Here is a 22,687-nt window from a genome sequence, read left to right on the forward strand (position 1 = left end):
CCCGCGAGGATCCGAGACGAATCCGATGAAGAAGCTGACCCTCTTCACGCGCGAGCGCTGCCACCTCTGCGAGGACGCCCACGCCGCGCTCGAGCGCGTCCGCGCGCGGCTCCCGTTCGAGCTCGCCGTCGTCGACCTGGACCGCGAGGCCGGCCCGGAGAAGCGGGCGCTGTACGACTGGGAGGTCCCCGTCGTCGAGCTGGAGGGGCGGAAGATCATGAAGTACCGCGTGGACGAGCAGCGGCTCGAGCGGCTGCTCTCCAGCCCGGAATAACCCGGGACGGCGTCAGGGCGCTTCCGCGCGCTTTCGTCCGGCGCCGCGCTAGGCTATGGCCATCCCCGTGAAGTGGACGACGACCGCACAGATCCTCTTCATCCTCGTCGCGGCCGTCGCCGTCTACGGCTTCGTGCACGCGGCGCAGAACGACCAGCGCTCCACGGCCTGCAAGGCCATGTGCGCGCTGCGCCCTGCTTACGCCGGCCGCAACCGTCTCGCGCCGGACTTCGAGCTGCCGGACATGAACGGCAAGCCGGTCCGGCTCTCGTCGTTCCGGGGCAAGACGGTGTTCTTGAACTTCTGGACGAAGACCTGCGCTCCGTGCCTGCAGGAGATGCCGGCGCTCGCGGAGCTCGGTCGGATCGCCCAGTCGCGGAAGGACTTCGTCGTCCTCACGATCTCGACCGACGAGGGGCCCGACGACGTGCGGGACGCGCTCAAGGTGGCCTTGAACGGGGATCCGCCGTTCCCGGTCCTCTTCGACCCCGAGTCCAAGGTCGTGCTGGACAAGTACGGCACGCAGCTCTACCCGGAGACGTGGATCATCGACCCGAACGGGATCATCCGGGCCCGCTTCGACGGGGCGCGGGACTGGTCGAGCAGCCTGGCGATCGACGTGGGTGAGATGGTGTCGCGCTGGGGCGGGTGCCCTGTCGACATCTTCAAGGGGCAGCCGCGCGGCGGCTTCGCCGGCCTCTGCACCGACGACTCCTGAGCGGACGCCGGCGCGGGGACGCCCGGCGCGGGGACGCCCGGCGCGGGGACGCCCGGCGCGGAGGCGCCCGGGACCGGGCGCGCGCGGCGCGCTCGCTGCTTGGCGCTCTCGCGAAAGATCGTTATGTGAGTCACCCATCATGACCGCCCGCAGGCCGACGTCGCCGACAGCGCAGCCGCCGCAGCCGCCCGGAGCGGGAGAAGGGGGCGACGGCCGCTCCTCGGACGAGCGCGTCGCGGCCGCGCGGCAGGCGCTGCTCGAGGGGGTGGGCGCCGAGATCGCCGCCTCGTTCCCCGGGATCACCCGGCTGGGCGGGCAGGTCGTCGCGGCGCTCTACCTGGCGGACGTACCGCGCTCGATGGATGAGCTCAGCCAGGAGCTCGGCCGCTCCAAGAGCAACATCTTCGCGAACCTGCGCGGGCTCGAGGCGGCCGGGATCATCGAGCGCCGGCGGGAGTCGGGCGCGCGGCACGACTCGTTCGCGCTGCGCGGCAAGTACCCCGACGTGATCGTCGGCGCCTACCTCGGCCGCCTGCGCCGCGTGGTGCAGGACAAGCGCACGCTCGCGCGGCGCGCGCTCTCGCTGCTCGGCGACGCGCAGGGCCCCGAGGCCGACGCGATGCGCGCGCGGCTCGACGACCTGTCGCGCAAGTACGACCTGTTCGCCGAGCTCATGGAGCAGCTCCTGCCGTCGATCGACGGCCCCGTCGATCTCGAGCGGCTGATCTCGCAGGTGCCCGAGGCGGTGGTCCGCTCCCTGAACGCCGCCGCCCGCGTCGCCTGGGCCGCAGGCGACGCGATCAGCCGCCTCAGCGGCCGCGCCGGGCGAAAGCGCTAGTTGGTGTTGAGCTCGACGCGCAGGAGCTTGCGGCCGATGAAGAGGTAGTCGCCGTGGGCGAGCTCGCGCTCGCTCTTGATGCGCACGTAGGTGCCGTTGCGGCTGTTGAGATCGGTGAGCGTGAACTTGCCGTTGTGCTCCTCGAGGCGGCAGTGCGAGCCCGACATGTACAGGTCGACGGGGAAGTTCAGGTCGCCGCCCTCGCGCCCGATCTGCAGCGAGCTGCCGCGCGCGCAGACGGTCATGCCGACCGCGCCGCCCTGGAGCACCTGCGTCAGGCGGAACGGGCTCGGGTGCTTCGGCGAGGAGTAGAAGAAGGTGCCGTCCGGATCCTGGCCGTCGGAGGCGCGCGGCGTCGGATCGAGCCGGAAGAGCTGCTCGCCGGCGAGGAAGGTGTCGCCCGGCGTGATGTCGATCGTGCCGCGCACGCGGATGTAGACGCCGTTCAGCGAGCCCTCGTCGCGCACCACCAGCTTGCCGTCGCGGTAGAAGAAGTTCGCGTGCTTCGGCGACACGAACGGATCGTCCGGGAAGACGAGCTGCCCGTTGCGGCCGACGATGTGCTGCTCGGCCTTCAGGTGGAAGGAGAGGCCGTCCATGCCCTCGCCGCGGATGAGGATCAGCTTCGCCTTCGCCGGGTTCTGCATGTCCCCGAAGAACAGCGTCTGCGCGCTCAGGATCTCGGGCGGGACCGCGGTCCCGCACCTTCCGCAGAACTTGTGGCCCGAGGGGACACCGCTCGAGCAGGAACGGCAGACGTAGTTACGGGCTTGCTCCATCAGCTCCTCCTGGGAGAGTTCGGCAAATTCGCTCTTGGACGAGGTGGTCTTGGGGCTTCGCGCCGGGCCGCGCGAGCTCGTCGGGTCGAGCCGAGCCTCCGCCCTGATGCCCGCGCTGCTGCCGGCCGCGGGCGTCGGGGAGCGCCGCGCCGGCGTCCCCGGAGAGCTCGCCCGGCGCGGCGTGAACAGGGCCAGGTCGTTCGCGCACTCAGGGCAACGCGCGGTGCCCATCGGGCTCCACAGATCGCACTGGCCACAGACGATGCCAATCTCGTGCTGCTCGGTGTGCAAACGTCGCCTCGGTGCATTGGGGGACCGCGGGATCGCGGTTCCCCGACCCGCGCCAGTGGAAGGCCGCCGCAGCGGACCTCCGACCGATGGGCTAGCCCGGACGGAGGACCCGGCCCGAAACTCGCGCTGGATTCCCGACCCGGGTGGAGAGAACCACGGTTCTAGACGTCGAAGAGCGGAGGGGTCAAGCGATCAGCGCACGAAGGTGAAGCGGCGCTGGTCGTCGGCCCAGCCCCCGGCGCCCCAGAGGCGGAACACGATCCGCTGGTTGCACGCGGCGCGCGGCTGCAGGCCGAAATCGCGCGAGTCGTCGTGGTAGCTCCGGTTGTCGCTCAGCAGGAAGACCGTGTCGGGCCGCACCTCGACGCGGTGGCGGCGCTCGAGCGGGGGCTTGCGCCCGGTCGCCCGGAGGTGGAGGCCCGGGCCCATCATCACCATGTCGCACGAGAGCTGGACCTCGTTGCCCGTGGCCGGGTCGATGATGCTCAGCTTGGGCTCGGTGCACGCGACCTCGGCGTCGTAGCGGTGCCCGTTCACGACCAGGTTGCTGTGATCGACCTCGACCGTGTCGCCCGGCACGCCCGCGATGCGGCCGACGATGTGGCCGCCGGGGGTCTCGGGGTCCGGGCACCGGACCAGCTCGCCGAAGCCGGGCGTGCCGCGCGTCAGCACGACGACCGTGTCGCCCGCGGCGAGGCTCGGCGCGATCGAGGCGCCGAGCATCGGGTCGTCCGGCACCGTCCAGACGTCGAGGACCAGCGCGCGGAGCACGACGCCGAGCAAGAGCAGGGTTCCGAGGATCCAGAGCAGGCCGTTGAGCAGCTTCCGCATGCGACCCCGCAGCCTAGCGCAGCGGCGGCCGGGGGCGGCGGGGAAGGGCGCCGCCCGGACGCCGCGGCGCCGTCACTGCAGGCAGCTCCGGTACGGCGGCAGCTCGCTCGGGCTCGCGCCCGCCGCGATCTCGCGGGCCGCGGAGAAGAGCTCGGGCCAGATGTCGAGGCGGGTGAAGTACGAGGTGCCGGTCGTGCGCTCGTCGCCGTCCATCACGCTCGACGAGATCACGCCGACGACGTCGCCTCCCCGGTCGCTGCGCGCCGGGCCCCCCGAGTCGCCCGGGCAGATCGAGGCGGTCGCGACGAAGTGCCCCGGGCTCAGCCTGTCGATCGTGCCGCCCGGCCGCGGCACGAGGTGGACCGGATCGCGCGAGAGCGCGCAGCGGCCGAAGCCGTACGGCGTCACCGTCTCCTTCGACTCCGGCTCGGCCTCGAGGCGCGGCATGAGGGTCGGGATCCCGATCAGCCGGCGCGACAGCACGAGGATCGCGATGTCGCCCTCGCCCGAGGTGTACCCGCAGTCCGGCGACACCACCGCGCGCACCGCGGCGTCGCCCCAGGGCAGGTGGTCGCCCCCGAGCTCGATCGTGATCGCCTCGGGCTCCTGATCGCGGCGCAGCGTCCTGCCGCTCTCGTCGCGCGCCGCGACGCAGTGGTGCGCGGTGAGCACCAGGTCCTCGGTGATGAGCGTCCCCGTGCACGTCACGTCGGTGACGATGCGGACGATGGCGTCCTCGTTCGTCGCCAGCTCGAACGGCGGCCGGAACTGGACAGCGCGCTCCTCCTGGCCCGGCTTCGCCGCGGGGATCGGCAGCCCGGCGTTCGTGATCGGCGGCGCGCAGCCCGCGCCGGCGGCGAGCGCGAGCGCGGTCACCGCCGCGGCGCCGCATCGGTAAAACCCTCTCAATGCGGTCGCGAGGACGCCCCGCGTGCGAGCTTGCGGCTGTTCCACCTGAGGGAGACCCTCCCAAGCGCAACCGGTTGTTCTATCGGACAGCGCCCCCGGTGCGGACGCGCCGAGCAAGTCCCAAGGCTACGACAGAAGGCGGTAACCGTCATTCGACAACGACAGGTTTTCCAAGCTTGGATATGACCTCGACGATCGTCACGCCCGCCGAGGCCTCGAGGTCGCGCCGCTCCGTCGTCACGGAGGGCTCCCGGCGGACTGCCACCCTGTCCATCCAGACCAGATAGATTGGCCCAGGGCAGAACGCTTCACGTGCCGCGCGTGCTCCGCGTGCCCCGCACGATTCCGCCGCATCCATCGTCTCCGCTCACCGCATCGCGACGACGCGCACCTCGCCCGCGCTGCGCTCGTAGGCGGCGCGCGCGGCCGCCGGCTCGACCTGCGGGTCCTCGACGCCGGCGGCGACGAGCTGCTCGAGGAAGGCGCGCTGGCGCGCGGACTTCGCCTCGAGCCACGCGGGGCAGGCGCCGGTCGCGCAGGCCGCCGAGGCCTGCTCGGCCGCGGCGAGCGCGTCGCGGACGCGGCCGCGGCGGAGCAGCGCGCGCGCGGCGAGGTGCGCTGATTCCGGGAGCGCGCGGACCTCGCGGGGCGCGGCGTCGAGGGCGGAGGAGGCGAGCCCGGGCTGATCGCGCTCCAGGTAGGCCACGGCGAGCGCGGTGACGCTCTCCGGCGTCCGGCGCTCGGCGTAGCGGGCCTCGAGCTCGGCGAGCTCGCCGAGCCCGGCCGCGGCGGGCGGCGGCAGCAGCCGCGAGGCCTTCACGCTCGGTCCGAGCCCGACAGTCCACGCGACCCCAGCGAGCACCAAGCCGTTGGCGACGAACAACCCGAAGCGCATCACCCGTCCTCCCGGAAGCTGTCAGAGCCGACAGGAGGGAACGACAGCCGGTCGGCGCGGAGGTTCCCGCGATCGTCGGGCAGGCGCGCAAACGGGTGGTCGGCGCACCTACAGGGAGGCCGGGGGCGAGGTCACCCAGGGCGCGTGCAGGCGGGGGGCTACTCGCTCGGGAGCACGACGAGGTCGTCGCGGTGGACGACGACGTCGTCGCCGGCGTCGTCGTCGCGCTTCTTCCGCGCGATTCGCGCCGCGTCGCCGGCGGACATGCGCGCGAGGCCGCGGGCGATCTCGGCGCCGTCGGGGTCGAAGACGGCCACGGCGTCGCCGGGGAGGAAGGTGCCGCGCACGCCGAGGACGCCGACCGCGAGGATGCTGCGGTTCTTCGAGCCGATCGCCTCGGCGGCGCCGCGGTCGACGAGGATCGCGCCGCGCGGGCGGAGCGTGTACGCGATCCAGTGCTTGCGCGCGCTGAGCCGCTGCGGGACGGCCGCGAAGAGGGTGCCGACGTCCTCGCCCGAGACGATGCGCGTGATGATGCCCGGCTCGCGCGCGGCGCCGATGACCACGTGCGAGCCCGCGAGCGTGGCGCGGCGCGCGGCCTCCACCTTGCTGGCCATGCCCCCCGTGCCGACGCCGGAGGTCGACCCGCCGGCGAGGTGCCGCGCCTCGCGGGCGACGCTGCGCACGAACGGCACGCGGCGCCCGTCGCCGTCGAGCAGGCCCTCGACGTCCGAGAGGAGGATCAGGAGGTCGGCCTCGCAGAGCGGGGTCACCATCGCCGCGAGCTGGTCGTTGTCGCCGAACTTGATCTCCTCGACCGCCACGGCGTCGTTCTCGTTGATGATCGGGATGGCGCCGGCCTCGAGCAGCGCGGCGAGGGCGTTCCTCGCGTTGTTGGTGCGGGTGCGGTCGGCGAGGTCGGCGTGCGTGAGGAGGACCTGCGCGACGAGCAGGCCGACCTTGCCGAAGGCCTCTTCGTAGCGCTGCATCAGCACGCTCTGGCCGGCCGCGGCCGCGGCCTGGAGCCACGCCATGTCCTTCGGGCGCGCCTTGAGCCCGAGCTTCGCCACGCCGAGGGCGATGGCGCCGCTCGACACGATGACGAGGCTCCGGCCGGAGCGGCCGCGGAGCGCGGCGACCTCGGCGGCGAGCCGGTCCCAGGCGTCGCCGGAGAGGCTCTTCGATCCGATCTTCACGATGATCCGGCGGCAGCGCTTGAGCGCGGCGCGCGCGCTCTGCGCGTCGACGTCGGCGTCGGCGTCGGGCGCGGCGTCGCGGCCGTCGGCCGTGTCCTTCGTGGCGGTGCGTTCCTCGGGGTCAATCATGGGGGAGGCCGGCGGCGGCGATCTCGTCGAAGGCCGCGTCGAGGCGGCGCTCGATGTACTCGGGGACGGCGGCGCCCGCGAGCAGGAAGGCGTCGATCCAGCGCGTGAACTCGTCGCGCAGGTCCTCGGCGCCGCTCGGCAGGACGGTGACGTCCGGGCGGAGCGAGGGGGAGAGCGAGCGCCGCACGGCGCGGTCGACGGCGTCGCGGATCCAGCGCGCCTCGTCGGCGTGGATGCGCACGGCGCTGGTCCGGCGGAAGCGCGTGATGTAGCGGTTCAGGAGGTGGCCGAGGGCGTAGACCTCCAGGCCCCGCGCGGCGGCGGCGAGCGCCAGGGCCGGGTTGAGCCGCCGGAGGACCTCCTTCGTGACGAGCTGCGCGGCCTTGCGGATCGGGGTCTGCTCCGCGCCGGGCTGGGCGAGGAGGGTGCGCGCGTCGGTGGTGAGGCTGAGGCCGTGGCGGGCGACCGTGTCCTGCGCGATGGCGCCGCGGATGCGCAGCAGCATCCGATCGGGGAGCACCGGCACCGGGATCCAGGAGGCGCCCACCGCGAACGCGGTGAGCACGGCGAGTCGGCCTCCGGAGGGCGGGCCGCCCGGGGTGACCTGAGCGGCGGACGGCTTGTTCGCGGCGGGTTCGGATGACATCGCGCGCACGGTACTACGGCGCCCGGCGGGTGGCGAACAGTGGCGAGGGCGGCGCGGGGGCGGCGCGCGGCGCGGGAGCGGCGTGCGGCGCGGGAGCGGCGTGCGGCGCGGGGGCGGCGTGCGGCGCGCGGCACCGGAGCGGCGCGCGGTGCGGGAGCGGCGCGCGGTGCGGGAGCGGCGCGCGGTGCGGGAGCGGCGCGCGGGCGCGGAGGCGGCGCGGCGGCCCTCAGAAGAGGGGGATGAGCTCGACGATCGCGGCGCGGCAGCGCGTCGCGGCCAGGACGATGTCGCGGGTGGTCGCGCCCTCGGGCAGCGCGGCGGTGAAGCGCGCCGGCCCGCCGCGCAGGGCGATGCCCCGGGCGCCGAGCTCCTCGCGGAGCAGCTCGGCGTTGCTGCGCACGGTCAGGGCGTAGGCGCGGCCGCCGGCGGCGACCTCCGCGAGCGTGCCCGAGAAGGCGAGCTCGCCGCCCGTGAGCAGGAGCACGTCGGTGGCGCCGCGCGCGAGGACGCCCCGCGGGCCCTCGACGTCGAGGCGCGCCGTCGTGAGCAGCGCGCCGCGGCCCTCGGTGGCGCCCGCGAGCGCGGCGAGGACGAAGCCGGCGGCGCCGTCGTCGAGGCCGGCGAGCGGATCCTCGGCGATCAGCACGGCGGGCGCGGTCGCGATCGCCTGGGCGACGACGAGCGCGCGGCGCTCGGGCAGCGCGAGCGTCTGGAGGGCGCGCTTGCCGGCGGCCGCGAGGCCCACCCGGGCCAGCGCGGCGCGCGCCATGTCGGCGGCCGCGCGCGGCGAGGCCCCCGCGAGCCGCGCGCCCCAGGCGACGTACGCGTCCACGGTCCAGGCGAGCGGCAGCGGCGGATCGAGCGGCGCCGCCCCGCTCGCGGCGCGGTGCGCGGAGCGCGCGACGTCGCGGCCGGCGACCGCGAGGCGCCCGGCGACGACGCGCGCCTCGCCGGGGGCCGCGTCCGCGGCGTCGTCCGCCGCGGCGCCCGGCGGGTGCCGGCGGACGGCCGAGAACGGGACGCCCGAGAGCGCCGCGAAGAGCGCGCCGGTGTCGCCGGCGCAGAGCACGCGGTCGCCGCGCGACGCCACGGTGAGCGCGTCGATCGCGACGACGTCGTCCACGGCGATGCGCGCGGCGCGGGCGTCGAGCAGCGGCGGCTTCGCGGCGGGGGCGTCGAGCGGCGGCGCCGCGGCGGGGGCGTCGAGCGGCGGCGCCGCGGCGGGGGCGTCGAGCGGCGGCGGCGCCGCGGCGGGGGCGTCGGGCGGCGCCGCCGCGGCCTCGATCGGGCGCACGGGCTCAGCGCTCCTCGCGCGCGGAGGGCGCCGAGGGCTCGTCCTCGCGGGCCGTGAGGGGCACGCCGAACGATATCTCGCCGGCGAACTCGCTGCGCGCGAGCGGCCGCTCCGCGCCGAACACGAGGAACGGCGTGAGGGCGCGCGCGGCGTCGAGCATCACGGGCGGGATCGTCGCCTTCGCGAGCTCCCCCTGCGCCTGCGCCGAGAAGCCGACCAGGCTGAGGGCGTAGCCGAGGAGCGAGGTGTCCTCCTCGGGGAGCGCCAGGACCGGCGCGTCGTCGGGGAGCCGGCCGAGCCTGCGCGCCTCCTCGAGCGCCTCGCGGAGGCCGCCGAGGCGGTCGACGAGCCGGCGCTCCAGGGCCTGGGCGCCGGTCCACACGCGGCCGCGCGCGAGGGCGTCGACCTCCTCGGCCCGCATGTGCCGGCCCTCGACGACGCGGGCGATGAAGCGGTCGTAGAGCTGCTTCACCTTGACGCCGAGCTGCTCGCGCTCGTCGTCGGTGAACGGCCGGTAGAGCGACTCGGCGTCGGCGCGGGGCGTCGTCCGGAACGTCTCGATGCTGACGCCGAGCTTCTGGAGCAGGCCGGTGACGTCGACCTTGCCGTAGAAGATGCCGATCGATCCGGTGACCGTGGAGCGGTTCGCGAAGATCTGGCCGCCGGCGACGGACGCGTAGTAGCCGCCGCTCGCCGCCGACGAGCCCATCGAGACGATGAGCGGCTTCACGCGCGCGGTGAGGATCGCCTCGCGGAGGATGACGTCCGCCGCGAGCGTCGAGCCGCCGCCGGTCTCGACGCGGAGCACGACGGCGCGGACGGTGCTGTCCTCGCGCGCGCGGCGCAGCGCGCCCGCGACCGTGTACGAGCCGGCGAGCTTGACGCCGAGGAACGGGATCGACCGGCTCTCGCCGTCGATCATGTCGCCGTCGAGGTAGACGAGGGCGATCTTGGGCGAGTAGCCCCAGCGCTCCGGCGCCTCGTCGCCCGGATTGTCGTCGACGACGCGCGACGGGCGCCCCATCACCTCGTCGATGACGCGGCCGATCTCGTCGTCGTACGCGAGCATGTCGACGAGGCCGAGCTGCCGCGCCTCCTGCGCGAGGAACGGGCCGCGCGCGAGCCGCCGCTCGAGCTCGTCGACGGGGATGCGGCGCCCGGCGCTCACCTCGCCGACGAAGGCGTCGTTGAACTGATCGAGCAGCTCCTGGTGGTCGTCTTTGCCGACCTGGGTGCTGTTCTCGCGCGCGAACTGCTCGGCGGCGAGCTTGTGCGCGCCGATGCGGACGATGTCCGCCTGGACGCCGAGCTTCTTCAGGAGCCCGCCGAAGTAGAAGTAGCTCGACGAGATGCCGGAGAAGCGCAGCCCGCCCGCGGGGTTCATGGCGATGGCGTCGGCGTGCGAGCACACGTGCAGCGAGCGCCCGCCGGCGTCCTCGAGGTGGCAGAGGACCTTCTTGCCGTGGCGCTTCAGGTTGCGGATCGCGTCGCTGACCTCCTCGGCGTGGGCGAGCGAGCTGGCCGGCTCCGCGCGGAGCACGAGCGCGACCCCGGAGACCTCCGGGTCCTCGGCGAGGCGCCAGAGCTGCTGCAGGAAGCGCGTGTGCCTGCGGACGCCCGGGGTCGAGTCGAGGCGGACCCGGACGACGCGGGCCGGCAGCCGGACGCCCGGCTCGGAGAAGCTGCGGAGCGCGGCGCCGACGTAGTAGCCGGTGCCGTTCTTCGTGACGGCGTCGCCGAAGACGCCGCCGGCCGAGAGCTGCAGCTCGTCGACGTTGACGTCGAGGCCGGCCATGGCGGCGATCCTGGGGCCCCCGTCCGCCGCGAGGTCGCGCAGCGTGAGGTCGCCGCGGAGCGTGCCCACATAGGGCACGCGCAGGCCGAGGGTCGCCCGCGGCACCCAGGCGCCGCTCTCGTCGGGGTCGCTGTCCTCGACGTAGGCGGTCTCGAGGCCGATCTCGAGCGCGCGCCTGCCGTCGACGGGGCGCACGGCGACGCCGAAGTCGTAGCTGCGCTCGAGGGCCTGGCGCAGGCGGCTCTCGGGGCGGTTCCAGTCGCGGGCGACGGCGGAGAGCGAGAGCCAGGTGGTGGGCCGGAGGGTGACGCCGCTGGTGAGCGAGAAGTAGCCGTCGAGCGCCGGCGCGTCGGAGCTGCCCCAGCCGAGGGTCGTCCCGAACGCGAAGCCGGGGCCGGTGTCGAGCGCGAGGCCCCAGCGGATCCAGCGCGACGGGCTGTCGAGCGGCGCGGCGGCGGCGTCGGGCGGGTCGAGGAAGTCGAAGCGCAGGCCGGTCGACACGAACCAGAGCGGTACGCCGAGCGCGATCGAGTGGCCGCGGGCGGGCAGCGGCGAGGTCGAGCCTGTGGAGACCCAGGTCCACCGGAGCTCGGTGCCTGGGAGGAAGGAGAGGTTTGCGGGGTTCACCGCGATCGCGGAGGTATCGTCGCTGCTGGCGACGGCCTTGCCCGGGTCGGGGACCGGCTGCGAGGGCCCGTCGGTCGGCGCGGCGCGCGCGGCGGTCGCGCCGGCGAGCGCGCACAGGCCGAGGAGGGCTGCGGCGGCGCGGGCGAAGGGGGCACGGCGGGCGGCGTGGGCGGGGTGGAGTAGGTCGTTCATGCGCTGACGAGCTCCCGGAGCGTATCTGCTTCGGCGTCGTACGTCCGCTGGACCTCGGCGAGGGCGAGGCGCTCGACGAGGGGGCCGAGCAGGCGCAGCCGGATCTCGATGTCGCCCTGGACGCGGCGGCGGGTGCGGCCCTCGGGCAGGCGCTCGAGCCGGTAGGTGCCCGCGGAGCGGAAGTAGCTGCGCCACTGCTCCTTCGGGCTGACCTGCCACGTGGCCGCGTGATCGGAGAGCCGGTAGGTCGAGCGCTCCTCCCAGGACATGGCGTCCTTCGCGACGGGATAGCTCGCGAAGATCGGCAGCGGCGCGCTCGCCTGGAAGCGCAGGACGCGGAGGAGCTCGCCATCGCGGAGCGCGTGCTCGACGGTCACGACGCTCTCGAGCGAGGCCACCCTGGTGGCCAGCCGTGGCCCGAGCTCGGGCGAGAGCACGGCGAGCTCGACGGCGTCGAGGGGCGCGTCGAGGTCGTGAGAGATGGTGAAGTGCACGGGGCCTTCTAGCGCAAGGGCGGGCGCGGGAGCGATAGGGATGGGCGCGGGAGCGATAGGGATGGGCGCGGGAGCGATAGGGATGGACGCGGGAGCGATAGGGATGGACGCGGGAGCGATAGAGGCGCGTGGCGGAGCGATAGAGGCGCGCGGGAGGCGCTCTCAGATCACCGCAGCCTGCTCCGGGAGCGCGTCTGCCTTGGCTTTCTTGGATTTCAGGCGGGACCGCCGGTTCAGCGTCGTCCGACACCATCGCCACTGCTGATCCCGATGAGTCCGCGATCGGGCCTAGCTGCGACGTGCCGGCAGACTTACCGGTGCCTGCGACGCCTGGAACACCTCCGCCATCGGAAGCGGGAGGTGGTGGGGCGAAGGAGCCACCGAAGCCCCCTGCGCCTCCTGAGGCGCAGCCACCGGGAGAGCCGAGGACGCCTGGAGGCAGAGGCGACGGAGCGCGCGATGGGGCAAATGATGGAGTGAGGCTGACAGGTGGCGGCCGGAAAGTGCTTCAGGACCCCGCGCTTCGCCAAATGAAGGACAAGACGCTCCGCGAAGGAATCCTGGCGCGAGGAGGCGGAGGAGGGGTGGTGAGAAAAGCTGGAGATCTGGCAGACAGGACAATCGGCGAACTCGAGAACGCTGCAGCCCAAGGAGATGGGTCAGCCGTCAAAGCAATAAAATTGTTGAATGATGCCGTTCGGCTCGGCGGTAAGAATCACGGCCAGTAAATGAGAACAAAAAAATGAGCGTGCTTGCTGCGATACGGCCAGTTGTCGACGAAGGTGAATCGTTGACTATGGTCGAGTTGTATATAGATGAAGAGCTTGGCGGGCAATGCGTCGGCGTGTGTCTCGCGTTCTCTGAGAATATTCTATTTGTGTATGCAGAAGGAACGGATGATTCTATCTGTGTTTCCGAAGATTTTCCTGTTTCTCTTTCGGATGGGTGCGTTCGTAAGGTGTCGGCTTCTGCTGAGTGGACATCGGCAATCGGGCACCCCATTCTATGGGCGTGGGCAATGATCAATAATCAAGGCAGGCTTGATGGACTGCAGATCGAATTTGGCGTTGTTGGCCATCCTTCAATCACGCTGCAGATCGTGGTTCGCGCCTCGACGCTTGTGCTGCGTATGCTTTGACTTCAAATTCGCGTGTCGTAGCGGCAGTCCTTCGGAACATCACGGGGCGCCGGGTGAAGGAGTGAAGATTCCGGAGGAACCTGCAGCGCACCCTGGGCTGGGACGAGGACAACCGGCTTGTGTTGAATCGATCTGGTGGGCCTTGGGGGCACGGTTGTGACGCTGGCGAAGGTTGGGGTCAAGACGCTCGCCAAGGTCGCCGCGCGGAAGGTTGCCGTGGAGGCGGAAGCCTTGGCCACAAGGGGAGCACAGGTCTACCGTTCGGTCGGAGCCGCGGGTGTCAAAATTGAGTTCCCAAGCGCAGGACAGCTAGCGCGAAAGGAAAGATTTGGCCTCCACGGAAGCTCCGCAGCTCGCTGCGGGAGTACGATCTTTTGCGGCTCTTCGTGGCAACTCGGGCCGAATGATTTGGGCAAGTTGAGCCCAGGACACCTGCCGTGCGACGTTTGCTCAGAACGAGAAAGCCGAGCTGAGGGTCAGTCGGGATGACGGTGAGCGGCGCGGTAACGTTCGACGCGCCATTCGCTGATGGCGACGGTGTTGATCTGGAAAGCTGGGTTTGTTCCGAGGCGTCATAGGAAGTGGGCCGGAGTCGTCATCCAGGCAGCTCGGTGATGCATGCTCGTCGGTTGAGGAAATATGGCTATCTGGCAGTGCTCGTTTGTTCTTGTGCCCTCCACGGAGCTCGGCAAAGATGCCGGAGCCTTGCTCGAGAAAATCGCGAGTGGCGACCTCTGGGCGCACGCTCAACCGGATGACGCGATCGAACGGGCGGCGAGCGATATCCTGGGAAGGAGCCCAAGCTGGTCGCCCGAGGTGGACATCTGGGGACACGACGATGCAACTTGCCTGACAATGATTCGAGAGGGAGGCCGTGTCGTCGAGGTCCTCCTTCGTGTCGACTTGCGGAGCGTGCAGAGAGCAGAGCTGGCGCGATTGCTTGACGGGCTCCGGCGGGCTCGAGTTCTCCTGGTCGACGAGATGAAGCAGCTGCACGAGCCCACACTGCCGGCGGTGTTGCATGCATTGAAGATGTCCAAGGCCTGGAGGTATGTGCAGGATCCGCGGGCGTTCATCGCATCCCTGTCAGATCCAGAGGGTCGCGATTGATCTCGTATCGATCGCCCGTGCCCTGGCTCGCGTCAGCATACCACTCCAGCTTGTGCGGCACCCTCCGTCATTGCACGGCGGCTCGCGCCGTCCTGCGACGCCGCGCACCGCCGCTCCCCGCGCGACCGTTCCCCGAGTCGCCGGCGCCGGCCGGCTGTCTCTCTCCGACGCCCGCTTGGCCGGCCAGGAGGAGCCGCGCTACGACCGCCGCCGGACTCCTCGCATGCGACCCCCGCGCCCGCCCCGCGCCGCCGCCCACGCCCGCGCGCTGCTCCTCGCGACGGGCGCCGCGCTCGCGGCCCTCGCGGGCGCCTGCGGCGGCGGGCAGACGCAGGGCGAGGCGTTCGACCCGGCCTGGAAGGACGACGGCGGCGCCGGCATCGCGGCCTTCCAGCAGCGGTTCGCGGGCAGGCCCATTCCGGTCGGCGCGGACGTGGCGGTCGGGGTCGTCGCGGGCCCAGGGCCGCACCGGCTGGTGGGCGTGCCGCTCGACGGCGGCCCGGCGTGGACCTTCGCGCACCCGCTCGATGCGCGCCCGGCCGTCGCGGGGAGCGTCGTCGTGGGGCTCGGCGAGGGCGAGCTGTTCGCCCTCGACGCGCGCACCGGCCGGCTGCTCTGGCAGCGGAACGCCGGCGGGAGGCTCCGCGGCGCGGGCGACGACGGCGAGACCACCGTGGTGTCGCTCGTGTCGACCACGGGCACCACGAGCGTGGTGCTCGCCATCGGCCACGACGGGATGGTGCAGCGCCAGATCGAGGACGACGCCGCCATCGGCGTGCCCGCGGTCGTGGGGCGCCACGCGTTCCTGCCGTGGCAGGGGCAGTACGTCACGGTCTTCGACCTGCAGACCGGCGGCGAGGTGGCGCGGGCGGCGCTGCGCCACGAGGTGAGCCGCGCCTTCCTGCTCGGCGGCGCGGTCTTCTTCGGCGGCGGCGGCGCGGCGACGCGGCTCGACGAGACGATCGGCCTCGGCTCGGCCGGGCGCGCCTCGACCGCGACGCTGCCGGCGCGCGAGCTGCCCGGAGCGCCCGTGTGGATGACCCCGGGGACCGAGGTGCTCGCGGCGACCGCCTCGGCCGGGGACAAGGCGCGGCTCTACGCGCGCCCGCGCGCCTCCGGCCGGCCCGGCTTCCACGCGAATCGCTTCGTGGCGACGTACTACCGGGCCGCTGTCGGCATCCACGCGCGCACGGGCGCGCTCGCGTGGGCCCACGCCGGCGAGGCCGACTTCCTCGGCGGCGCGGCGTACACCGGCGGCTTCGCGCTGTGCGACGCGCGCGGCGGGATCACGTTCCTCGACGCGCAGGGCGGCGCCGTGATCGGGCGCGCGTCGCTCGGCCGGCCGGTCCAGGCGTGCGTGGTGCAGGCCGACGGGCTCACCGCCGCGAAGGTCGCCGGCGGGGCGGCTGCGCGCGCCGGCGGGACGGCAGGGGCTGCTGGCGGGGCGGCAGGGCGCGCCGATGGGGCGGCGGTAGGGGGTGAACCCCAGGGCGGTAAGGCCGCGGCGACCGCGCCGTGATCGGCGCCGCGCTGCCGCCGCTCAGCGGCGGCTTGCCATCCGTGACCGGCGCCGCGCTGCCGCCGCTCAGCGGCGGCTTGCCATCCGTGACCGGCGCCGCGCCGCCGCCGCTCAGCGGGGCTTGTCGCCCTTGTCCTCCGGGTCGACCGCGATGCGGAACCCAGGATCGTCCGGCGTCGGCCCGGCGGGCCGCGTCGGCGGGACCTCGGGCTCCGCGCCCTCCTGGGGACGCTCGTCCCGCGGCGGCGCCGGCGGACGCTTGCTCAGCTCGGCGCCGAGCCGGCCGACCACGTTCGTCGCCGCCCGCACGAGCTCGCGCCCGGCGTCGTCGACCGCCCTGCCCACGCTTGTGCGGTCGAGGTCCCTGCGCAGGTCCCCGGCCGTCTTGCGCGCCGCGCGCCAGAGCAGGCTCAGCCCCTGCTTGAGATCCTCCCTGGGGTCGTCGCGATCGGGGTCCGAGCTCATCGCTCCTCCTTGGCTCGAACAGGCTTATGTTCCCGCCGCGCCGGCGCCGCAAGCGGCGCGCGGGCGCTCAGGCCGCGGTCTTCGGCTTGCTCGAGGGATCGACCTCCGACGGACGCCGCGGCTTGCTCCGGGGCTCGGCCTCGCCGGGCGCGCCGGGCGCCTTCGCCGGCGGCGGCCCCGAGGCCGCCCCGCGCCTCCCGGCCGCCGGCGCGCTGTCCGGCCCCGCAAGCGCCGGGGCGCCGCTGCCCACGGGCGCCCTGCGCTGCGGCGCGGGCGCCGCCGCCGCGGTCCTCGCCGCCGCGGCCCTCGCCGCCGCGCCCGCCTCGGCCGCCGTCCTCGCCGTCGCCCTCGCCGCCGCCCCCGGCTCCGCCGCGGTCCTCGCGGCCGCCGTCCTCGCCGGGGCGCCCGCCTCCGCCGCGGCCCTCGCCGGCGCAGGCGGCTCCGAGCCTGCCTTCGCCGGCGCCGGCGCCTCCGCCGCGGGCGGGTGCGAGCTGCTGGACCGCATCGACGGCGACCACGCCGTGGAGCGGTTCCGGCCCGACCGCTTCGAGACGTAGAGCGACTCGTCCGCGGCCTTGAAGAGCTCCTCCCACGTGCTGCCGGCCTCGGGGTACGTCGCGATGCCGATCGAGCACGTCACCTCGCACTGCACCGGGCCGTTGCTCCCGGCCGCGTGGAACGTCGTCCGGGCGAGCTCCTCGCGCACGCGCTCGGCGAGCAGCATCGCGCCGCGCGCGTCGGTCTCCTCGCAGATCACGACGAACTCCTCGCCGCCGAAGCGCGCGACAGCGTCGGTCGTCCGCTTCGCCCGCCGCAGGACGTCGCCGAGCCCCTTGATGATCACGTCGCCCACGTCGTGGCCGTACGTGTCGTTCACCTTCTTGAAGTGGTCGATGTCGGTCACCAGCACCGACAGCCGCCGCGAGAACCGGCGCGCCGCCGTGATCTTCTGGTCGGCCACCTCGAGCATCGCGCGCTTGTTCAGGAGGCCCGTCAGCCCGTCCATCGTCGCGAGCTCCTCGAGGCGCCGCATCATGCGCGCGTTCGAGAGCGACACGGCCATGTGGCTGGCGAGCACCTCGAGCGTGCTGCGAACCGAGTCGTTGAACGCCGCGCGCCGGCGCGAGCCGAGCACCAGCGTGCCGAGCGGGCGGTCGTGCACGACCAGCGGGAGCACGATGATCGACGGCATCGACGGCGGCGCGACCCGGCGGGTGAAGACGACCTGCCGCTTCTCGTCGTACTCGCCGCGGTACGGGAGCGGGTGCCGGTTCTGCAGCACCATCGAGACGAGCCCGGCGTTGTGCCGGAACCGCTGGCCGGTCAGCTCGGCGCCGCCGTCGCCGCTCACGGCGCGGATCTCGTGGACCTTCTGCGCCTCGTCGTAGAGCGTGACGGCCGCGAAATCAACGGACGTGATCTCGCGGGCGCTGGTGACGCCTGCCTCGATGACGCCGGCCTCCGTGGTGGCGGCGCCGAGCGCCTCGGCGGCGCGGTAGAGCTTGCCCTGCTCGACCTTGGCGCGCTCGAGCTGGACGAAGACGCGCTCGTTCTGGATGGCGCGGACGGCGTAGCGGCACGCCTCGTCGATGAGCTCGAGCTCCCGGGGCGAGAACGGGCGGTCCTCGACGCGATCGACGACGAGCACGCCGCGGAGCTGGCCGTGCTCGAGCACCGGCAGCGCGCAGACGGCGCGCACCGGGGAGGGGCCGACGTAGTAGGGGAGCTTGTAGCCGGGCTTGAGGCCCCCGATGACGACCGGCGCGCGCTGCGTGAGCGCGGCGCCGAAGACGCCGTCGCCCGAGAGGAACGGGCCCTCGGAGAGGTTCGGGGCGTCGCTCGCGAGCTCGCTGATGCGCAGGTGCGTGCCGGTGTCGTTTTGCCAGAGGAGCATCGCGGTGTAGAGCTCCAGCGACTCGCGCAGCAGGCGGAGCGCGAAGAGCACCGACTGGTGGATCTCCTCGACGCCGGAGCGGGCGAGCCGCTCGTCGTCGCCCTTCTGGGCGACGCCGCGCGCCTGGGCCGGGGCGGAGAGCAGGCGGTAGCTGCGCGCGTCGTCGCGGAGCCGGTCGATCTCGGCCTGGAGGTGGGTGCGCGAGGCCTTCCTGACGCGGCCGATCTCGGCGCGGAGGACGGCGGCGTTCAGCACCGAGAACACGGCCATGAAGCCGATGTGCGGCGCGGCGGCGCGCGCGGCGTCCAGCAAGCTCGGCGCCCCGCGCGCGGCCACGGAGCGCACGGCGATCTCGAGGGCGGCGGAGGCCAGCGCGACGAGGAGCGACGCGCCGGGGCGGGCGAAGGCGCTCACGAGGGCGATGACGACGTAGAGGGCGGCGTGGGCGTCGCCGTCGAGCGAGCCGTCGAGGCGGAGGACCGCGGCGAACGTCGCGACGACCAGCAGGGCGCCGACCTCGAGGTCGAGCAGCGCGCTCGCCTCGATGGCGGCGGCGCGCCGCCGCGCTCGCTGGACGAGCACCCCGACCAGCACGGCCAGCGCCGCCGCGGCCGCGACCGGCGGGAGGCGCTCGGCCGCGTCGAGGACGACGAGCCCCGCGAGTGCCAGCGCGCAGGCGAGCGGCGCCGCATTGCGCGCGATACGGCGGGCGGTGAGCACGGCGAGCACCAGGTTGGCCATGGGCTCGCATGCCGGTACCAGAGGTCGATCCTCCGGGCCCAGTTCTCTGCCGCAGGGCGACCGGCAGGTGGGGGGACGGGCGAGAGCGGGGGCGCGGGGGGTCTCTGCAGGCGCGTGTCGCCGGAGGTGCGCCGCCGGCTCGGGGACGTGCGGAGGCGGCATGACGACGCCGGCGCGCGCGCAAGCCGACCGCCGGAAGGGAGGAGGTGGCGCGCCTCGTTCACGGGCCGGTCGGCGCGATGGAAGATGCGTTATCCGATCTGGTGAGCACGGCCGTGCGCTGGCGGTCGTCGCTGGTCCAACCGCTCCGCCAAGGTGAAATGCTAATCTGGCGCCCGAGGAGGGCCCATGTCGGATCCGTACGACTTGCAACGATTCGTGGACGCGCAGGCGCCGGTCTATGACCGCGTCCTGGCCGAGCTGCGCCGAGGGCACAAGACCAGCCACTGGATGTGGTTCATCTTCCCGCAGCTGCAGGGCCTGGGCCACAGCGCCATGGCGCGAAGGTATGGCATCGCTTCGAAGGCGGAAGCCGAAGCCTATCTGCATCACCCGACGCTCGGCCCGAGGTTGCTCGAGTGCGCTCGCATCGTGAACCAGATCGAGGGGTGTTCGCTGTACGATATCTTCGACAGCCCCGATGACGTGAAGTTCTGCTCGTCGATGACCCTGTTTTCCTGCGTGGCTCCCGACAACGAGACGTTCCGCGCGGCGCTCGACAAGTATTGCGGCGCCGAGCCCGATCCGCGGACGCTCGAGCTCCTCGGGCGGCGCGGGGTGTCACCGGTCTGATGCATTGCGCCGCGAGGCGGGCGCTGCGCCACGCGACGGCGGCCTCGACCGGAGACCCCCATCTCCCTGGACTCATGACGCGCCGAACCGCGTGAAACAGCGGAGGATAACTACATGAGGGCGGGAAGATGGGATCGGCTCGGGTCTCATCTTCCGCGCTCCACGCCGTCATGCTTTAATGCCGCCGTTCTTGGGAAGATGCTGCCTGTTCGGCGCCTTGTCAGGCCGGACGGACAGGTCATCGGCCACCTGAGGAGAGCTGCTTATGAGCAAGGAACGAGATACCGAGACGCAGGACCCGTCGAGCAGGGGCGTTGACCGGCGGCAGGCCCTCCTGGGGCTGGGGGCGATCGCCATCACCGTGTCGTGCGGAGATGGCGGAGAATCGGAGCCGAACCCCGACGGCAGCGGAAGCACTGCGAGCTCCGGGGCCAGCGGGACCACGGGCTCGGGCACGGGAGGCGGGGGACCCGAGCCCGCCACCTCATCGGCCTCCGGCTCGGGCGGCGCGGGACCTGGCACCACGGCAGGCTCGGGTGGCTCAGGCACGGGAGGCACCGACCCGGGCGAGGGAGGCGGGGGAGGTGGTGGCAACGGCGGCGACCTCATTGCGCCGCCGTTCGATGCCGTGCCGATGTGCATGGCGTTCAACAAGACGGACGGCGCCGGTCAGGGTCCGTTCTTCATTCACGAGCTCGAGAAGAACGACGACGTCTCGCTGTTCCGACAGGACATTCGTGGTCGCTACAATGAAAGCGCGCCGGAAGGCGTGGAGATGCAGCTCCACCTGCGCGTGCTCGACCTGAGCAAGCCCGACTGCAATGGCACGGGCGTGGGCCTGGCCGACGTGGACGTCTACATCTGGCACACGGACGGGCAGGGGTTCTACAGCGGTTTCGGGGCCAGGGGCACTGCCAATGAACAGAAGCCCGACTCGCCGTACGCGGGCAGGCCGAGCCAGAACGACCTGGACACCAGCGAGCGTTTCTGTCGCGGCGTGCAAACCACGAACGCGGACGGCGTCGTCTCGTTCCGGAGCATCTTCCCCGGCTGGTACAACGGCCGCGACGTTCACATCCACTTCGTCTGCTTCAAGAAGGGGTCGATGTCGATGGGGCGCGTGAACTACAGCGGTGGAGCCCACATCTTCACGACGCAGTTCTACTTCGATCCCGCCTTCACCGATTCCGTTCATACCAAGTACGAGCCGTACAAGGCGCGCACCACGGGCAACCTGGCGATGGCGTACCAGGGCGCCATCAAGGCCGACGAGCGGGGCAACAGCGGCCTTCGTGCCAAGGCATGGATGGAGGGCGACGTCGTGGTCGCCCAGATGCAGATCGCCGTGAACCCGGCCTAGACCGGCCCCGTCGCGCTCGATGACAGCCGCAGCGCCCGGCGCTGCGGTCGAGCGCATCGACCAAGTCGACGCCTCCTTCCCTATCGCCTCGGATCACGGCGCGAGCGAGGGCGCGTGGCTTGTGGCGCGGCCACGGCGCGGGCATGGAGCCCGCTCATGCCCCTCCGAGAGCTCCTCCCCATCGTCCTCCGCGGCGCAGCCATCGCGCTCGGCGCGGGGCTCGCGGCCTGCGCCGCACCACCCGGCTCGACCGGCGCGAGCTCGCCGAGCGCCGCCGCGGCGCCGGCGCGGCCGAGCACCTCTGCAGCAGCGCCGGCGCGAGCGGCGGCGGGCGACCCGGCTGCACCCGGGGCCGCTCGACCCGAGCTGCCGCCCGCGTCGGCCGAGCAGATCGCGAGCCTCCCGCCGGACGCCGCGCTTTACTTCGCGCTTCGCAGCGGCGACCTCGACGCTGCCGTCCAGGTTCTGCCCGAGCTCGCCGAGCTCCTGGTCGAGGCGAACCGCGCGCTCGGCAGCCAGGACCCGCTGGACGTGACGCTCGCGAAGGCCGGCGTCGATCCGCGCAGGCCGATCCTGGGCGCCGTGGTGCCCGCGCCCGAGAAGAGCGCGCGCGCGGTCGTCGACGCGATGGCCAAGGGGGCCTCGGGCGACGCGCTCGCGAAGGTCATTCGCGGGCACGCGCAGGACGCGACGCGGCTGCGGCTCGTCGTCCCGCTCGCGAGCGGGGCGGACCCGCGGCGCGCCCTGGCGCCCGCGATCGGTGTGCTGACGGGCGACGCCCCGCTGGACGCGTGTCCGGGCGCCGCGCGCTGCGCCGGCTTCGGCGCCCGTGCGCCGCTCGGCGTGGCGCAGGGAGGGCTCGCCGCCGTCGCGGTCCACGCGGACGGCACGGATCATCTCCGGCTCGACATCGTGATGCCGCTCTTCGGGGCCGGCGCCGATCCGGCCGCCCTGAAGGAGCTCGTCGCGTTCAGCGGAGAGCGCGGGGGTCCGGAGGGCCGGTGCTCCAGGTTCGACGCGAGCCCCGCAGTGTCGGTGTGCCTCGACCCCGACCGGATGGGCGAGCTGGGCGCGACGGACGGCTACGGCAAGATCGCGAGAGCGCTCTCTCACTCCGTCGACCCGAAGGTGATGCCGGCGATCGCTGCCCTGGGCCTCGCCGAGTCCCGGCAGAACCTCTGGCTCGCGGCGCCGGCGCGCAGGCTCGCCAGCGACGGCACCCTCGGGCTCACGGTGCAGGGCAAGCGGAGCCGCCTCGTCGGGTCGTGGGCCCTGACGGACGCCTCGCGCGCCGGCGTCGAGCGGGCGTTCGCCGCCGAGCGATGCGCTGTCGGCGATGCGACGACCAGGGAGCTCTTGCCCGCGCTCCGCGCGGCGTTCGGCGATCCGGGGAGGGGCTTCGACGACCCGAAGAAGGTGGTCAACGCGTTCAGGGAGGCAGGCTGGTCTGCCTACGTGATCGCCGCCGCCGGCACATGGCCGAACCTGCTCGGCGTGATCGCGAGCGCGCTCGATCGAGGCCCCGGGGCCGACCCCGGCTACCAGGTATGCGCCCGCCACGAGGACGGGCGGCTCGTCCTCGTGGCCGAGCTCCGGAGATGATGGCGCGGCAAGAGCGGCTCGAAGGATTCCTCTGGCGAACGAGCGACTGTGGATCTCGGAGAGCGCAAACTCTGGCGTTCAGCTCGCCGGCATCGTGACCGGACTGGGGCTGGCTCGCCGGTCGCCGGCCACCTGGGGCGGGTCGCCGGTCGCCGGCC

The 22,687-nt window shown here is 73.1% G+C and carries 21 protein-coding genes; 9 read left to right on the plus strand and 12 right to left on the minus strand.

Features of this window, described 5'->3' with window-relative positions; translation table 11 throughout:
• Positions 1 to 25: 25 nt before the first annotated feature.
• From WME96_RS43210 to WME96_RS43220, 3 genes are all read left to right on the plus strand, one after another.
• Complete coding sequence (locus tag WME96_RS43210) at positions 26 to 274, plus strand: glutaredoxin family protein (RefSeq protein ID WP_061613901.1); 249 nt, start codon at positions 26 to 28, stop codon at positions 272 to 274.
• A 67-nt stretch (positions 275 to 341) separates the two neighbouring features.
• Positions 342 to 992 carry a TlpA family protein disulfide reductase gene (locus WME96_RS43215; RefSeq protein WP_233561965.1) on the plus strand — a complete coding sequence of 217 codons (651 nt, stop codon included), beginning with the start codon at positions 342 to 344 and terminating at the stop codon, positions 990 to 992.
• Between the two features lie 139 nt (positions 993 to 1,131).
• Positions 1,132 to 1,830 (plus strand): GbsR/MarR family transcriptional regulator, encoded by a 699-nt coding sequence (locus WME96_RS43220; protein WP_437287364.1) that lies wholly within the window; start codon positions 1,132 to 1,134, stop codon positions 1,828 to 1,830.
• Here the strand turns inward: WME96_RS43220 and WME96_RS43225 are convergent.
• The 10 genes from WME96_RS43225 to WME96_RS43270 form a co-directional block, all read right to left on the minus strand.
• Positions 1,827 to 2,609 (minus strand): FHA domain-containing protein, encoded by a 783-nt coding sequence (locus tag WME96_RS43225; RefSeq protein WP_155798338.1) that lies wholly within the window; start codon positions 2,607 to 2,609, stop codon positions 1,827 to 1,829. The two genes, WME96_RS43220 and WME96_RS43225, sit on opposite strands and share 4 nt — an antisense overlap.
• 483 nt (positions 2,610 to 3,092) lie before the next feature.
• On the minus strand, positions 3,093 to 3,731 hold the full coding sequence (gene lepB / locus WME96_RS43230; protein WP_437287365.1) for a signal peptidase I: 639 nt from the start codon (positions 3,729 to 3,731) through the stop codon (positions 3,093 to 3,095).
• Between the two features lie 72 nt (positions 3,732 to 3,803).
• Entirely contained in the window at positions 3,804 to 4,640 is an 837-nt protein-coding gene (locus WME96_RS43235) for a trypsin-like serine peptidase (protein WP_437287366.1), read from the minus strand.
• A gap of 148 nt (positions 4,641 to 4,788) precedes the next feature.
• Positions 4,789 to 4,914, minus strand: a complete 126-nt coding sequence (locus WME96_RS43240) for a hypothetical protein (RefSeq protein ID WP_437287367.1) — start codon at positions 4,912 to 4,914, stop codon at positions 4,789 to 4,791.
• A gap of 93 nt (positions 4,915 to 5,007) precedes the next feature.
• Positions 5,008 to 5,535, minus strand: coding sequence for a hypothetical protein (locus tag WME96_RS43245; protein WP_437287368.1), 528 nt, complete (start codon positions 5,533 to 5,535; stop codon positions 5,008 to 5,010).
• Positions 5,536 to 5,693: 158 nt separating this feature from the next.
• A complete protein-coding gene (gene proB / locus WME96_RS43250; RefSeq protein WP_437287369.1) occupies positions 5,694 to 6,860 on the minus strand; it encodes a glutamate 5-kinase in 1,167 nt (388 codons plus the stop codon).
• Complete coding sequence (locus tag WME96_RS43255) at positions 6,853 to 7,506, minus strand: hypothetical protein (RefSeq protein ID WP_437287370.1); 654 nt, start codon at positions 7,504 to 7,506, stop codon at positions 6,853 to 6,855. Before WME96_RS43255 ends, proB begins: the two co-directional genes overlap by 8 nt.
• A gap of 226 nt (positions 7,507 to 7,732) precedes the next feature.
• On the minus strand, positions 7,733 to 8,800 hold the full coding sequence (locus WME96_RS43260; protein ID WP_437287371.1) for an ABC transporter ATP-binding protein: 1,068 nt from the start codon (positions 8,798 to 8,800) through the stop codon (positions 7,733 to 7,735).
• Positions 8,801 to 8,804: 4 nt separating this feature from the next.
• Complete coding sequence (sppA, locus tag WME96_RS43265) at positions 8,805 to 11,414, minus strand: signal peptide peptidase SppA (protein WP_437287372.1); 2,610 nt, start codon at positions 11,412 to 11,414, stop codon at positions 8,805 to 8,807.
• Complete coding sequence (locus WME96_RS43270; protein WP_437287373.1) at positions 11,411 to 11,908, minus strand: DUF2505 domain-containing protein; 498 nt, start codon at positions 11,906 to 11,908, stop codon at positions 11,411 to 11,413. Before WME96_RS43270 ends, sppA begins: the two co-directional genes overlap by 4 nt.
• 742 nt (positions 11,909 to 12,650) lie before the next feature.
• Between WME96_RS43270 and WME96_RS43275 the strand changes: the two genes are divergently transcribed.
• From WME96_RS43275 to WME96_RS43285, 3 genes are all read left to right on the plus strand, one after another.
• Positions 12,651 to 13,046, plus strand: coding sequence for a DUF6334 family protein (locus WME96_RS43275; protein ID WP_437287374.1), 396 nt, complete (start codon positions 12,651 to 12,653; stop codon positions 13,044 to 13,046).
• 639 nt (positions 13,047 to 13,685) lie between these two features.
• Positions 13,686 to 14,156, plus strand: coding sequence for a hypothetical protein (locus WME96_RS43280; RefSeq protein ID WP_437287375.1), 471 nt, complete (start codon positions 13,686 to 13,688; stop codon positions 14,154 to 14,156).
• Positions 14,157 to 14,379: 223 nt separating this feature from the next.
• A complete protein-coding gene (locus tag WME96_RS43285) occupies positions 14,380 to 15,675 on the plus strand; it encodes an outer membrane protein assembly factor BamB family protein (RefSeq protein ID WP_437287376.1) in 1,296 nt (431 codons plus the stop codon).
• Positions 15,676 to 15,786: 111 nt separating this feature from the next.
• Here the strand turns inward: WME96_RS43285 and WME96_RS43290 are convergent, their stop codons facing one another.
• Complete coding sequence (locus WME96_RS43290) at positions 15,787 to 16,140, minus strand: hypothetical protein (RefSeq protein ID WP_437287377.1); 354 nt, start codon at positions 16,138 to 16,140, stop codon at positions 15,787 to 15,789.
• Between the two features lie 67 nt (positions 16,141 to 16,207).
• On the minus strand, positions 16,208 to 18,775 hold the full coding sequence (locus WME96_RS43295; protein WP_437287378.1) for a sensor domain-containing diguanylate cyclase: 2,568 nt from the start codon (positions 18,773 to 18,775) through the stop codon (positions 16,208 to 16,210).
• Positions 18,776 to 19,123: 348 nt separating this feature from the next.
• On the opposite strand from WME96_RS43295, the gene WME96_RS43300 reads away from it, so the two are divergent.
• The 3 genes from WME96_RS43300 to WME96_RS43310 all read left to right on the plus strand — a co-directional run bounded on the left by WME96_RS43300 (position 19,124) and on the right by WME96_RS43310 (position 22,529).
• Positions 19,124 to 19,567 (plus strand): DUF1810 domain-containing protein, encoded by a 444-nt coding sequence (locus WME96_RS43300; RefSeq protein ID WP_437287379.1) that lies wholly within the window; start codon positions 19,124 to 19,126, stop codon positions 19,565 to 19,567.
• Between the two features lie 265 nt (positions 19,568 to 19,832).
• Entirely contained in the window at positions 19,833 to 20,927 is a 1,095-nt protein-coding gene (locus tag WME96_RS43305) for a hypothetical protein (protein ID WP_437287380.1), read from the plus strand.
• A gap of 156 nt (positions 20,928 to 21,083) precedes the next feature.
• Entirely contained in the window at positions 21,084 to 22,529 is a 1,446-nt protein-coding gene (locus WME96_RS43310; protein ID WP_437287381.1) for a hypothetical protein, read from the plus strand.
• Positions 22,530 to 22,687: the final 158 nt, after the last annotated feature.

It is taken from the genome of Sorangium sp. So ce406, from assembly GCF_051474675.1.
GTDB classification, from domain to species: Bacteria; Myxococcota_A; Polyangia; order Polyangiales; family Polyangiaceae; genus Sorangium; species Sorangium cellulosum_G.

Excerpts from the sequence above, each read along its gene's own strand:
- WME96_RS43210 (WP_061613901.1), top strand. The coding sequence starts at position 26 with ATGAAGAAGCTGACCCTCTTCACGCGCGAGCGCTGCCACCTCTGCGAG.
- WME96_RS43220 (WP_437287364.1), top strand. The coding sequence starts at position 1,132 with ATGACCGCCCGCAGGCCGACGTCGCCGACAGCGCAGCCGCCGCAGCCG.
- WME96_RS43225 (WP_155798338.1), bottom strand. The coding sequence starts at position 2,609 with ATGGAGCAAGCCCGTAACTACGTCTGCCGTTCCTGCTCGAGCGGTGTC.
- lepB (WP_437287365.1), bottom strand. The coding sequence starts at position 3,731 with ATGCGGAAGCTGCTCAACGGCCTGCTCTGGATCCTCGGAACCCTGCTC.
- WME96_RS43240 (WP_437287367.1), bottom strand. The coding sequence starts at position 4,914 with ATGGACAGGGTGGCAGTCCGCCGGGAGCCCTCCGTGACGACGGAGCGG.
- WME96_RS43245 (WP_437287368.1), bottom strand. The coding sequence starts at position 5,535 with ATGCGCTTCGGGTTGTTCGTCGCCAACGGCTTGGTGCTCGCTGGGGTC.
- proB (WP_437287369.1), bottom strand. The coding sequence starts at position 6,860 with ATGATTGACCCCGAGGAACGCACCGCCACGAAGGACACGGCCGACGGC.
- WME96_RS43255 (WP_437287370.1), bottom strand. The coding sequence starts at position 7,506 with ATGTCATCCGAACCCGCCGCGAACAAGCCGTCCGCCGCTCAGGTCACC.
- sppA (WP_437287372.1), bottom strand. The coding sequence starts at position 11,414 with ATGAACGACCTACTCCACCCCGCCCACGCCGCCCGCCGTGCCCCCTTC.
- WME96_RS43275 (WP_437287374.1), top strand. The coding sequence starts at position 12,651 with ATGAGCGTGCTTGCTGCGATACGGCCAGTTGTCGACGAAGGTGAATCG.
- WME96_RS43280 (WP_437287375.1), top strand. The coding sequence starts at position 13,686 with ATGGCTATCTGGCAGTGCTCGTTTGTTCTTGTGCCCTCCACGGAGCTC.
- WME96_RS43285 (WP_437287376.1), top strand. The coding sequence starts at position 14,380 with ATGCGACCCCCGCGCCCGCCCCGCGCCGCCGCCCACGCCCGCGCGCTG.
- WME96_RS43290 (WP_437287377.1), bottom strand. The coding sequence starts at position 16,140 with ATGAGCTCGGACCCCGATCGCGACGACCCCAGGGAGGATCTCAAGCAG.
- WME96_RS43295 (WP_437287378.1), bottom strand. The coding sequence starts at position 18,775 with ATGGCCAACCTGGTGCTCGCCGTGCTCACCGCCCGCCGTATCGCGCGC.
- WME96_RS43300 (WP_437287379.1), top strand. The coding sequence starts at position 19,124 with ATGTCGGATCCGTACGACTTGCAACGATTCGTGGACGCGCAGGCGCCG.
- WME96_RS43305 (WP_437287380.1), top strand. The coding sequence starts at position 19,833 with ATGAGCAAGGAACGAGATACCGAGACGCAGGACCCGTCGAGCAGGGGC.
- WME96_RS43310 (WP_437287381.1), top strand. The coding sequence starts at position 21,084 with ATGCCCCTCCGAGAGCTCCTCCCCATCGTCCTCCGCGGCGCAGCCATC.